Below are 12,607 nucleotides of genomic sequence, written 5' to 3' on the forward strand. Positions count from 1 at the left end.
TAGTCAAATAGGTAAAGAGAGGGTACAACAGTGAAGTTTGTGCATTTACAATGTCAAACCGTTTTTAGTTTATTAAAAAGTGCTTGTAAAATTGATGAGCTTGTAGTCAGGGCGAAAGAACTTGGTTTTTCATCGCTGGCTATTACGGATGAAAATGTTATGTATGGCGTTATTCCGTTTTATAAAGCATGTAAGAAACATGGTATACAGCCTGTTATTGGATTAACCGCTTCTATTTTTAGTGAAGAAGAAGAAAGGTCTTATCCGCTTGTATTACTTGCTGAGAATGAAATAGGCTACCAAAATTTATTAAAGATTTCTAGCAGTATTATGACAAAATCCAAAGAAGGTATTCCTAAGAAGTGGCTTGCGCATTATGCGAAAGGATTAATTGCTATTTCACCAGGTAAAGATGGCGAAATTGAGCAATTATTACTAGAAGACAATGAGAGTCAGGCTGAAGAAGTAGCTCGCACATATCAAAATATGTTCGGCCATTTTTATATGAGTTTGCAGCATCATGCGATTCAAGATGAGTTGCTTTTACAAGAGAAACTACCTGAATTTATTAGTAGGGTTAATATTCCAGTCGTTGCAACAAACGATGTGCGCTATATCAATCAAAGTGACGCACTTGTTCACGAATGTTTACTATCTGTTGAAAGTGGAACGAAAATGACTGATCCAGATAGGCCGAGGCTGAAAACAGATCAATATTATTTAAAGTCATCGGATGAAATGGAAGCACTATTTTCCCATGCGCCGGAAGCAATCCAAAATACAATGAAAATTGCAGAGCGTTGCCAAGTAGAAATACCGTTCCATGTAAATCAACTTCCGAAGTTTCCTGTTTCGTCTAATGAAACGAGTGATATATACTTGCGTCGTGTTTGTGAAGAAGGTTTACGGAAACGATATGGTGCGCCGAAAGAAGTGCATATAAAGCGTTTAAATCATGAATTAAATGTTATTTCTCGTATGGGATTTAGTGATTATTTCCTCATCGTATGGGATTTTATGAAGTATGCACATGAAAATCATATTTTAACAGGACCAGGTCGTGGATCGGCAGCTGGTTCACTCGTCTCATACGTATTAGAAATTACAGATATTGATCCGATTGAATACGATCTATTATTTGAAAGGTTTTTAAATCCTGAACGTGTGACGCTTCCCGATATTGATATTGATTTTCCAGACGTAAGACGTGATGAGATGATTCGCTATGTGAAAGATAAATACGGTCAGCTCCGTGTTGCGCAAATTGTAACGTTTGGTACGCTTGCAGCAAAAGCGGCAATTAGAGACATTGCCCGCGTAATGGGGCTTCCGCCGCGAGATATTGATATATTTTCAAAACTTATCCCATCAAAGCTTGGTATAACGTTAAAAGATGCATATGAAGAATCACAATCACTTCGTGAGTTTATACAAGGGAATCTTCTGCATGAGCGTGTGTTTGAAATCGCAAAACGTGTAGAAGGTTTACCACGTCATACGTCTATTCATGCGGCTGGCGTTATTATGAGTCAAGAACCGCTAACAGGCAGTGTAGCAATTCAAGAAGGACATAACGATGTTTATGTTACGCAATATCCAGCCGATGCGCTAGAAGAACTTGGGTTGCTTAAGATGGACTTTTTAGGATTACGTAATTTAACGTTACTTGAAAATATTATAAAATTTATCGCGAACAAAACAGGGAAAGAAATCGATATAAGAAACTTACCTCTTCAAGATGAAAAGACGTTCCAATTATTAGGGAGAGGGGATACAACAGGTGTATTCCAGCTTGAGTCAGGTGGTATGCGAAATGTACTTCGCGGGTTAAAACCGAATGAGTTTGAAGATATCGTAGCTGTTAACTCATTATACAGACCGGGACCGATGGAACAGATACCGACCTTTATTGAATCGAAACATGGAAAAAGAAAAATTGAATATTTACATCCGGATTTAAAGCCAATTTTAGAAAGAACATACGGCGTCATTGTATACCAAGAACAAATTATGCAAATTGCATCGAAGTTAGCAGGGTTTTCGCTTGGTGAAGCAGATTTACTGCGCCGTGCAGTGAGTAAAAAGAATCGTGATATTTTAAATCAGGAACGTAAGCATTTTGTCCAAGGTTGTTTGCAAAATGGTTACGATGAGACGTCTGCTGAGAAAATTTACGATTTAATTGTAAGATTTGCGAATTACGGTTTTAACCGAAGTCACGCTGTAGCTTACAGTATGATCGGATATCAACTTGCCTACTTAAAAGCGAACTATACGCTGGAATTTATGACGGCACTATTATCAAGTGCAATTGGAAATGAAGATAAAATTGTACAGTATATACGAGAAACGAAGCGAAAAGGTTTTCATGTTTTGCCGCCGTCTCTTCAAAAAAGTGGTTACAACTTCCAAATAGAGGGGAATGCGATACGTTACAGTTTACTTTCGATTCGAAATATTGGAATGGCTACAGTGACGGCATTATTAGAAGAACGAGAGAAAAAAATGTTCGAAGATTTGTTTGAATTTTGTCTCCGTTTGCCGTCAAAGTTTGTAACGGAGCGCAATTTAGAAGCTTTCGTCTGGTCGGGATGTTTTGATGATTTTGGTGTTTCGAGAACGAATTTATGGAAAAGTATTAAAGGGGCATTAGAGTACGCAAATCTCGCACGTGATTTAGGAGATGCTGTTCCAAAATCAAAATACGTACAAGGAGAAGAGCTATCTTTTATTGAACAACTAAATAAAGAGAAAGAAGCACTTGGCTTTTATTTATCAAGTTATCCGACAGCGCAGTATGTAAAGTTAGCAAAAGAATTAGAAATTCCATCTCTCGCTCAGGCGATGCGACACAAGAAAAAAGTACAAAGAGCTATTGTGTACATAACAAGTGTGAGAGTGATTCGTACGAAAAAGTTTCAAAAGATGGCATTTATTACATTCTGTGATCAAAATGATGAAATGGAAGCAGTCCTCTTCCCGGAAACGTATATACATTTCTCGGACAAGTTACAAGAAGGAGCAATTGTTTTAGTTGACGGCATGATTGAGCTAAGAAATCATAAGCTGCAATGGATTGTAAATGGGCTATATCCGCTAGAGGAAATGGATGTTTATGAAGAAAAGAAAGACGCATCTGTTTACGTGAAATTGCCGTCTCAGTATGAGAAAAAGCTTTTAAATCAGGTTACGAAAATATTGTTCGACTATTCAGGTTTTGCGAAAGTACTAATTTATTATGAAAAGGAACATAAAATGGTACAATTATCTCGGAGTTTATCGATTCATCCAAGTGAAGAATGTTTAGGAGCACTTCGTGAAATTGTCGGGGAAGAAAATGTAGTTGTGAAAATATAATGGACAATTTCCCTACACTTCGATTATTATAGTAGTAGTGTTCGTGGTCAGACCACTTGGAGAAATTGATATCAGCAAGAATAATTTGAGGAGAGTGGATAGTTTGTCAACACTTCGTGAAGAAGCACTTCACATGCATAAAGTGCATCAAGGAAAATTAGAAACTGTATCAAAAGTAAAAGTAGAAAATGCAAAAGATTTAAGTCTTGCATATTCTCCAGGGGTTGCAGAACCTTGTAAAGAAATTTATGACGATAAAAGTAAGGTATATGAATATACGATGAAGGGAAATATGGTAGCAGTTGTGACAGACGGAACGGCTGTACTTGGTCTTGGTAACATTGGACCTGAAGCATCTCTTCCAGTAATGGAAGGTAAAGCTGTATTATTCAAGAGCTTTGCTGGTGTAGATGCATTCCCGATTGCCTTAAATACAAACGATGTAGATAAAATTGTTGAAACTGTAAAATTAATGGAGCCAACTTTTGGCGGCGTTAACTTAGAAGATATCGCAGCACCAAACTGCTTCATTATTGAAGAGCGTTTGAAAAAAGAAACAAATATTCCTATCTTCCATGATGATCAACACGGAACAGCTATCGTAACAGTAGCAGGTCTTGTAAATGCACTGAAATTAGTTGGAAAGAAAATGTCTGACATTAAAGTTGTCGCAAATGGCGCAGGTGCAGCAGGTATTGCAATTATTAAACTTTTATATCGCTATGGTGTACGCGACATTATTATGTGTGACCGTAAAGGGGCAATCTATGATGGTCGTCCTACAGGTATGAATCCGGTGAAGGATGAAGTTGCAAAATATACAAATAAGAATCGTATAGAAGGTTCTTTAGCTGATGTTGTACAAGGTGCGGACGTATTCATTGGTGTATCTGCAGAAGGTGCATTAACAGAAGAGATGGTTCGTACAATGAATGACAATGCGATTATTTTTGCAATGGCAAATCCAGTTCCAGAAATTATGCCAGAATTGGCAAAAGCAGCGGGCGCAGCTGTTGTTGGAACAGGTCGTTCTGACTTCCCGAACCAAGTAAATAATGTACTGGCGTTCCCTGGTATTTTCCGCGGTGCACTTGACGTACATGCGACACAAATTAACGAAGAAATGAAGATGGCAGCTGTACAGGCTATTGCTGAGCTTGTAGCAGAAGATGAGTTGAATGCAGACTATATCATTCCAGCACCATTTGACGCGCGTGTAGCGCCTCAAGTAGCGGCTTACGTTGCAAAAGCAGCAATGGAGACAGGAGTAGCTCGCCGTCAAGTAGATCCAAATGAGATCGCTGAAAAAACAAAACAATTAGCGCTGATTGGTAAAGAATAAGCGAGGAATTTCCATTGACATCATCAAATACAAAAGTATATCTCGAAATTGTAAAAAAAATCCGTTCCATTATGGAAGAGGATGGATTGGTAGCGGGGGATCGTTTGCCGTCTGAGCGCGAGTTAAGTTCACGCTTAAACGTAGGACGTTCCTCTGTAAGAGAAGCATTGCGTGCTTTAGAACTGGTAGGATTGATTGAAACGAGACGTGGTGAAGGGACGTTTATTCGAAACTTTTATGATAACGGTCTTGTACAATTAATTGCTCCGTTCTTACTGCAAGATGAGAAAACAATTCGTGATTTATTACAAACAAAACGATTGCTTGAGAAAGATATGATTCGAATTGTATGTAATTTACCGAAAGAAACGTTTTCTAAAGTACTAAGTAGATTACACCAAGTACTTGAAGAAAATGAAAGCTCAATCCCAACGCTTCATCAAACGTTCTTTAAAACACTTATTGAACAAGTCGATAATTATTTACTATATCGCATTTGGATGATCGTAAATGATTACGTAGCAACTCTTTCTTGTAAAGTTTCAAGAGATTCTATTGATATGTATAGAAAGCTTTATGCTACTTTGGAAGAAAAACAAGAAAATGATGCACTAAAAATTTACGATGAATTAGTAGAGAATATACAGTTTCACTCGTAATGTATAAAATTTGTCGAAATGACCATGACACGTTATGACAAACATTCTACCGCGTAGCGGTTAAAGTTAAACGTAAAGAGTGAGGTTATTAGACAGATTGAGAAGATAAGGCTAACATCAAACTTTGGTGTTAGCCCCATTTTCTTCTTACGCTAACCTTAGCTCTCAACGAAGGGGGTCAAATTGTGCTAAGAGATTTATTCGTGAAAAAGAAAAAGTACGCTGCAATACCTTCAGAACAAGTACGAAAAGATGTGCCAGATGGCGTTATGACAAAATGTCCGGAATGTAAAAAAATCATGTATACGAAAGAACTTCTAAAAAATTTAAAAGTATGTGTGAATTGTGGATATCATCATCCTATGAATGCATGGGAACGTCTTGATAGTATATTGGACGAAGGGTCATTCCGTGAGTATGACAAAGAAATGGTTTCATTAAATCCACTCGAGTTTCCAGGTTATGAAGAGAAACTAGAGAGCGATCGTAAGAAGACTGAATTGAACGAAGCGGTTGTAACTGGTGAAGGAACAATTGATGACATGCTTGTTGTTGTTGCAGTAATGGATTCTCGTTTTCGAATGGGGAGCATGGGCTCTGTAGTAGGAGAAAAAATCGCCCGTGCGGTTGAAAAGGCGTACGACTTACAAGTTCCATTTATTATCTTTACTGCTTCGGGTGGTGCCCGTATGCAAGAAGGGATATTAAGTTTAATGCAAATGGCAAAAACAAGCGTAGCTTTGAAAAAGCATAGTAATGCAGGAGGGTTATTTATTTCTGTTATGACTCACCCAACGACGGGCGGGGTTTCAGCGAGTTTCGCTTCACTTGGTGATTATAATCTTGCAGAACCAGGTGCACTTATCGGATTTGCTGGTAGACGTGTAATTGAACAAACGGTGCGTGAGAAACTACCGGAAGATTTCCAAACGGCAGAATTCTTACTAGATCATGGTCAATTAGATGCGGTGGTGCATCGTGATGATATGAGAGAATCGCTTCGCAAGATTTTAGAAGTTCATCAAGGAGGGGAAATGGCTGTATGGCAGAGCTAGAATTTGAAAAACCAGTTGTTGAGCTAAGAAATAAGATTCGTGAACTGAAAGACTATACGAAAAACAGCCAGATGGACTTCAGTGAGGAGATTCGTATTTTGGAAGAAAAGCTAGAAAATTTAGAGGAAGATATATACGGCAATCTAAAAGTATGGGACCGTGTTCAAATTGCTCGTCATGCAGAACGACCGACAACGCTCGATTATATTGAGCACTTATTTACTGATTTTTTCGAATGTCATGGAGATCGTCTATTTGGCGATGATGCAGCGATTGTCGGCGGCATTGCGAAATATAAAGGGATGCCTGTAACTGTAATTGGGCATCAGCGCGGAAAAGATACGAAAGAAAATATTCGCCGTAACTTTGGAATGCCTCATCCAGAAGGATATCGAAAAGCACTGCGTCTCATGAAACAAGCGGAAAAGTTTAATCGTCCTATTATTTGTTTCATCGATACGAAGGGAGCTTATCCTGGTAAAGCAGCTGAAGAACGTGGACAAAGTGAAGCTATTGCCCGCAACCTATTTGAGATGGCAGGTTTAACGGTACCAGTTATTTGTATCGTTATCGGTGAAGGCGGTAGTGGTGGTGCGCTAGGTCTTGGAGTAGGAGATTACATTCATATGCTAGAAAATTCCACTTATTCTGTTATTACACCAGAGGGTGCAGCGGCAATTCTTTGGAAAGATGCAGGAAAAGCAAAGGAAGCTGCAGAAGCAATGAAAATTACAGCAGCAGATTTGAAAGAATTAGGTGTAATTGATGAAATTATTCCAGAGGCAAAAGGTGGAGCTCACCGTAATCTTTTAAAACAGTCAGAAAATATAGACTTAATGATTAGAAAAACTTTTGAACAATTAAACGGAATTTCGAAAGATGAATTAATCGAAAAACGTTATGAAAAATATATGAAAATTGGGCAAGTTTCGTTTTCAAACGCTTCCATTGGGATAAAATAAGAAAAGCGTGCGTTCCTCTTCGCGAATGCACGTTTTTATTATGAAAAGACACATCTTCTCCATTGTGTTTTTATATTTTTTCGTGTTATTTTATTATAAGGCAAATAATCTTTATGAGGTGAGTACAAATGAAACGTATTGGTGTATTAACAAGTGGTGGAGATTCACCTGGTATGAATGCTGCCATTCGTGCAGTTGTTCGTAAAGCGATTTTCCATGATATTGAAGTATATGGTATTTACCATGGATACGCTGGATTAATTTCTGGTCACATTGAAAAATTAGAACTTGGTTCTGTTGGCGATATTATCCACCGCGGTGGTACGAAATTATATACAGCAAGATGTCCTGAGTTTAAAGACCCAGAAGTACGACTAAAAGGTATCGAGCAATTAAAGAAACATGGTATCGAAGGACTTGTTGTTATTGGTGGAGATGGTTCTTACCAAGGCGCTAAAAAATTAACTGAACAAGGATTCCCATGTGTTGGTGTACCAGGTACAATCGACAATGATATCCCTGGAACAGACTTCACAATTGGTTTCGATACAGCTTTAAACACTGTTATTGATGCAATTGATAAAATCCGTGACACAGCTACATCTCATGAACGTACATATGTTATCGAAGTAATGGGACGTCACGCTGGTGATATCGCATTATGGGCTGGTTTAGCTGATGGTGCAGAAACAATCTTAATTCCAGAAGAAGAGTATGACATGGATGATGTTATCGCTCGTCTGAAGCGCGGTAGTGAACGTGGTAAAAAACACAGTATTATCGTTGTAGCTGAAGGTGTTGGAAGTGCAATTGACATCGGTAAGCACATTGAAGAAGCAACAAACTTTGATACTCGTGTAACTGTATTAGGTCACGTACAACGTGGCGGATCACCAAGTGCACAAGACCGTGTATTAGCAAGTCGTCTTGGCGCAAGAGCAGTTGAATTATTAATTGCTGGTAGAGGTGGACGTTGTGTAGGTATTCAAGATAACAAACTTGTTGATCATGATATTATCGAAGCGTTAGCTCAAAAGCATACAATCGATAAAGATATGTATCAATTATCTAAAGAATTATCCATCTAATCGGCGTAATGTCAGATATTTGGGAACGGTTTCATAATTTTCGGAGGTGCAATATGCGTAAAACTAAAATTGTATGTACTATAGGTCCTGCTAGTGAAAGTATTGAAAAATTAGAGCAATTAATCGAAGCAGGTATGAACGTTGCTCGTTTAAACTTCTCTCATGGTAGCCATGAAGAGCACGGAGCTCGTATTAAAAACATTCGTGAAGCTTCAAAGAAAACTGGTAAAACAGTTGGTATCTTACTTGATACAAAAGGTCCAGAAATCCGTACTCACGACTTCGTAGACGGACAAGCTGAGCTTGTAACAGGTGCAGAAGTAGTTCTTTCTACTGAGCAAGTATTAGGTACTGCAGAGAAGTTCTCTGTATCTTATGCTGGTCTTTATGACGATGTAGACCCAGGTTCTCGCATTCTAATCGATGACGGTCTTATCGAACTAGAAGTAATCGAAAAAGCTGATGGAAACATCCGTACAAAAGTTCTTAACAGCGGAACTGTAAAAAATAAAAAAGGTGTTAACGTACCAAACGTAAGCATTAAGCTTCCTGGTATCACTGAAAAAGACGTAAAAGATATCATCTTCGGTATCGAGCAAAAAGTTGATTTCATCGCAGCTTCATTCGTACGTAAAGCGTCTGACGTATTAGAAATCCGTGAATTATTAGAAGAGCATGGCGCTCAATACATCCAAATCGTACCGAAAATCGAAAACCAAGAAGGTATCGACAACATCGATTCAATCTTAGAAGTTTCTGACGGTTTAATGGTAGCTCGTGGTGATATGGGTGTAGAAATTCCACCAGAAGAAGTACCATTAGTACAAAAACGTCTAATCAAAAAATGTAACGTGTTAGGTAAACCAGTTATTACTGCGACACAAATGTTAGACTCTATGCAACGTAACCCACGTCCAACTCGTGCTGAAGCAAGTGACGTAGCTAACGCAATCTTCGATGGTACAGATGCAATCATGCTTTCAGGTGAAACAGCTGCTGGTCAATATCCGGTAGAAGCAGTAACAATGATGGCTAACATTGCAGTACGTGTTGAAAAATCATTACAATACGAAGATATGTTCAAAAAACGTATTAAAGAGTTCACTCCAACAATTACAGATGCAATTAGCCAATCTGTTGCGCATACAGCACTTGCTCTTGATGTAGCTGCAATCGTAGCTCCAACAGAAAGTGGACATACTGCGAAAATGATCTCTAAATACCGTCCAAAATCTCCAATCGTAGCTGTAACATCTGACGAGCAAGTAGGACGTCGTCTTGCACTTGTTTGGGGTGTACAAGCATTTATGGCTGAGAAGCGCGCAGCTTCAACTGACGAAATGTTAGATACAGCAATTCAAACAGGTATGGATGCAGGTCTAATCGGCCTTGGAGATACTGTAGTAATTACTGCTGGTGTTCCAGTTGCTGAAACTGGTACAACAAACTTAATGAAAATCCACGTTGTTGGTGAAGAAGTTGCTAAAGGACAAGGAATCGGTCGTAAAGCTGCAAAAGGTAAAGTAGTTGTAGCAAAAACAGCTGCTGAAGCTGTAGCGAACGTAAACGAAGGTGATATCCTTGTTACAACAAGCACTGATAAAGATATGATTCCTGCAATCGAAAAAGCTGCTGCTTTAGTTGTAGAAGAAGGTGGCTTAACAAGCCATGCTGCTGTTGTAGGCGTATCAATCGGTATTCCTGTTATCGTTGGTGTAAACGGCGTAACAGCAACTTTAAAAAATGGCCAAGAAGTAACAGTTGATGCAGCACGCGGAATTGTTTATAATGGACATGCGGAAGTGCTATAAGTAATACGGAGAGAAGGATCGGAGTCCTTCTCTTTTTTTTTACACAAAAACGAGATAGAGTTAGCTTAAAGCGCCTAGAATTGCTTTTAAAAGCTGTTTGTTATGGGTTTTAATATGAAAGGGTATTATATTTCATATGATGTATATAGGCGTTGTGAGGGCGTTAAAAGTGAGTTGTGAGAGAGGTGTAGAACTATGAAGTGGTTACTATTCTTGTTTATTTTAATACCGGCGATTGAGATTACGGTCTTAATCGGATCAAGTCATGTAATAGGTTTATGGTCTACGTTCGCTATGATTGTATTTACAGGTGTAGTAGGTGTGTATTTGGCGAAAAGACAAGGATTTAAAGTGCTTGGAGAGATTCAATCTAAGTTGAATAGAGGGGAAATGCCAGGTGAGGCAGTACTAGATGGTATTTTTGTATTTGTAGGAGGTATTCTCTTAGTGCTTCCTGGTTATGTGACAGATGTGCTAGGGTTTATCTGCGTGATCCCTATTACGAGAGCTTTATTGAAGCCGCTTGTTATGAAGTGGATGGAATGGAAGTTTAGAAAGAACTCTACTATTATCATTCAGAAGTAGCGCTTAGATTATAACGATCTAAGTGCTATTTTTTGTCTTGTAAGAGGAGGGGAGCTTTCTGATTGAGGCTTTGCTTTACCGCACTATTTGTGGGGGGGATGATGAGTGGGGATGAACAAAATGTCCGCTTATTATATTTGCTATATAATTTTCGTTTGAACTCTTGTTGTGCTTCGATTAAACGTGTGATTTTTTAGTGCTATTAATTTGGATGAATAAGATGGTGCGAAATGCAGCCAAATTAAAGTTTTGCTTTTGTATATAAAGGAGCGATTGGTGTAAAGAATTCATATAAAAGGTGGTGATTGTTAGTTGAAGCCTTATTTTATGCCATTTTGTATATTTATTCATTTACATAAAAAGTAATAAATGTAAGTAATAATTATAGAGAAAATAGAATAAAAATGTATTTTTAGCTAGAATATGTGTTTTTTTATACAAAAAAACAAGAGGATTATCCTGTTTCTGGGTAATGCTCTTGTTGCGTGTGAGTAGTGTGAAAAATAGGTAAAAGGAATAATCAGTGGGAATTTCCCACTGATTATAGCTTGATTTTTTGTATGAATTAGAAACTGTTATTTTGAAGGTGAACCTTTAATATATTTCCACAAGTCATGGAAGACATTGGCTTTGTGTAATGTATTAAGTAGTACTAAGGTGACTGGACCGATGATTAATCCTAAAAAGCCAAAAAGTTTAAAGCCGACAAATAGAGCGACGAGTGTTGCTAATGGATCGAGACCGATGTTAGATGAAAGTACTTTCGGTTCCATAATTTGTCTTTGGACAATCACGACGATGTATAAAATGAGAAGACCAATGGCGAATGCGGTATCGCCAGTGAAAAATACGTATATAACCCATGGAACGAAGACTGCGCCTGTTCCTAAATATGGTAGTAAATCTACAACTCCTGTAATAATCGCAATAGTAATGGCGTATGGTACGCGTAATATTAAAAGTCCGATCAGTACAATAACGGTTGTCATAGATACGAGTGTAAGTTGTGCTTTCACAAAACCAAATAAAGCTTTTTTTAAGTCGACAAAAATAGTTTTTCCGTAGCCGTGTACACGATTTGGTAGTAATTTTCTTGCTTTTTGAGCAAGACGGTGCCAATCGTAACTAATGAAGAAAGTGGCTAATAAAATGAATACAAGGACAGTTAAAGTTGTTGGCAGTGCACTAATGAAATTCGTTAACCCGCTTATAATGGCGGTTAAAATTTCTTTCATTTGTGTTGTTGCCTCTGTTCCTAAGTTTTGAATGTTTTGTGTAATTGTATAGCGCTGTGGTTCTCCAAGATGATTAAATTTAGAGATTAAATCATCGTAGAGAGGCATAATATGATTAAGTGCAAATTGCTGAGCGAATGTAACGATATCTGGAAACTTTACTGTAACAAGTTGTAGTAAGTATGTTGTGGCAGATATTGCTTCAGTCACAAGATATGTAACAAGTCCAACGATAGCTCCAAATACGAGAATTAAGCTAACGAGTACTGCTAGTGCGCGAGGAAATTGTAGTTTTTGATTAAGGAAATTGACGACAGGATTAATCAAATAAGCAAATGCAAAAGCGATAATAAAAGGATAGATAAGCCCTGACATGTATAGTAATACATAGAACCCAGCTACCGTTGCTACAATGACAAATATGAGTCGCAATATCATATATAGTAAGTTTCGGTTCAAAGATGTATACCTCCCATTCCAATTTGGATTATCCTAATTCGTTCAACTTATAAC

General features: G+C 38.0%; 9 protein-coding genes. 8 read left to right on the forward strand and 1 reads right to left on the reverse strand.

Annotation, left to right across the window (positions count from 1 at the left end):
• Positions 1–30: 30 nt before the first annotated feature.
• The 8 genes from dnaE to IBT51_RS16985 all read left to right on the forward strand — a co-directional run bounded on the left by dnaE (position 31) and on the right by IBT51_RS16985 (position 10,859).
• Positions 31–3,357 (forward strand): DNA polymerase III subunit alpha, encoded by a 3,327-nt coding sequence (gene dnaE / locus IBT51_RS16950; protein ID WP_200458495.1) that lies wholly within the window; start codon positions 31–33, stop codon positions 3,355–3,357.
• A 133-nt stretch (positions 3,358–3,490) separates the two neighbouring features.
• Entirely contained in the window at positions 3,491–4,699 is a 1,209-nt protein-coding gene (ystJ, locus tag IBT51_RS16955) for an NADP-dependent malic enzyme (RefSeq protein WP_161114790.1), read from the forward strand.
• 14 nt (positions 4,700–4,713) lie between these two features.
• Positions 4,714–5,358 (forward strand): FadR/GntR family transcriptional regulator, encoded by a 645-nt coding sequence (locus IBT51_RS16960; RefSeq protein WP_000204444.1) that lies wholly within the window; start codon positions 4,714–4,716, stop codon positions 5,356–5,358.
• A 185-nt stretch (positions 5,359–5,543) separates the two neighbouring features.
• On the forward strand, positions 5,544–6,413 hold the full coding sequence (gene accD / locus IBT51_RS16965) for an acetyl-CoA carboxylase, carboxyltransferase subunit beta (RefSeq protein ID WP_000942856.1): 870 nt from the start codon (positions 5,544–5,546) through the stop codon (positions 6,411–6,413).
• Positions 6,401–7,375: an acetyl-CoA carboxylase carboxyl transferase subunit alpha gene (accA, locus tag IBT51_RS16970; protein ID WP_000818801.1), complete on the forward strand. Its 975-nt coding sequence runs from the start codon at positions 6,401–6,403 to the stop codon at positions 7,373–7,375. The genes accD and accA overlap by 13 nt, the downstream gene beginning before the upstream one ends.
• Before the next feature lie 128 nt (positions 7,376–7,503).
• Positions 7,504–8,463 (forward strand): 6-phosphofructokinase, encoded by a 960-nt coding sequence (pfkA, locus tag IBT51_RS16975; RefSeq protein WP_000821158.1) that lies wholly within the window; start codon positions 7,504–7,506, stop codon positions 8,461–8,463.
• A 53-nt stretch (positions 8,464–8,516) separates the two neighbouring features.
• Entirely contained in the window at positions 8,517–10,274 is a 1,758-nt protein-coding gene (gene pyk / locus IBT51_RS16980) for a pyruvate kinase (RefSeq protein WP_001232667.1), read from the forward strand.
• Between the two features lie 195 nt (positions 10,275–10,469).
• A complete protein-coding gene (locus IBT51_RS16985) occupies positions 10,470–10,859 on the forward strand; it encodes an FxsA family protein (RefSeq protein ID WP_000871631.1) in 390 nt (129 codons plus the stop codon).
• A 575-nt stretch (positions 10,860–11,434) separates the two neighbouring features.
• On the opposite strand, the gene ytvI is transcribed toward IBT51_RS16985, so the two are convergent.
• Positions 11,435–12,553: a sporulation integral membrane protein YtvI gene (gene ytvI / locus IBT51_RS16990; protein ID WP_078400661.1), complete on the reverse strand. Its 1,119-nt coding sequence runs from the start codon at positions 12,551–12,553 to the stop codon at positions 11,435–11,437.
• Between the last annotated feature and the right edge of the window lie 54 nt (positions 12,554–12,607).

Origin of the sequence: Bacillus sp. S71 (genome assembly GCF_016625265.1) — a bacterium.
GTDB classification, from domain to species: domain Bacteria; phylum Bacillota; class Bacilli; order Bacillales; family Bacillaceae_G; genus Bacillus_A; species Bacillus_A cereus.

Bases quoted from the DNA above. Each gene is read 5' to 3' on its own strand.
- accA (WP_000818801.1), top strand. From the start codon at position 6,401: ATGGCAGAGCTAGAATTTGAAAAACCAGTTGTTGAGCTAAGAAATAAG.
- pfkA (WP_000821158.1), top strand. From the start codon at position 7,504: ATGAAACGTATTGGTGTATTAACAAGTGGTGGAGATTCACCTGGTATG.
- IBT51_RS16985 (WP_000871631.1), top strand. From the start codon at position 10,470: ATGAAGTGGTTACTATTCTTGTTTATTTTAATACCGGCGATTGAGATT.
- pyk (WP_001232667.1), top strand. From the start codon at position 8,517: ATGCGTAAAACTAAAATTGTATGTACTATAGGTCCTGCTAGTGAAAGT.
- ystJ (WP_161114790.1), top strand. From the start codon at position 3,491: ATGCATAAAGTGCATCAAGGAAAATTAGAAACTGTATCAAAAGTAAAA.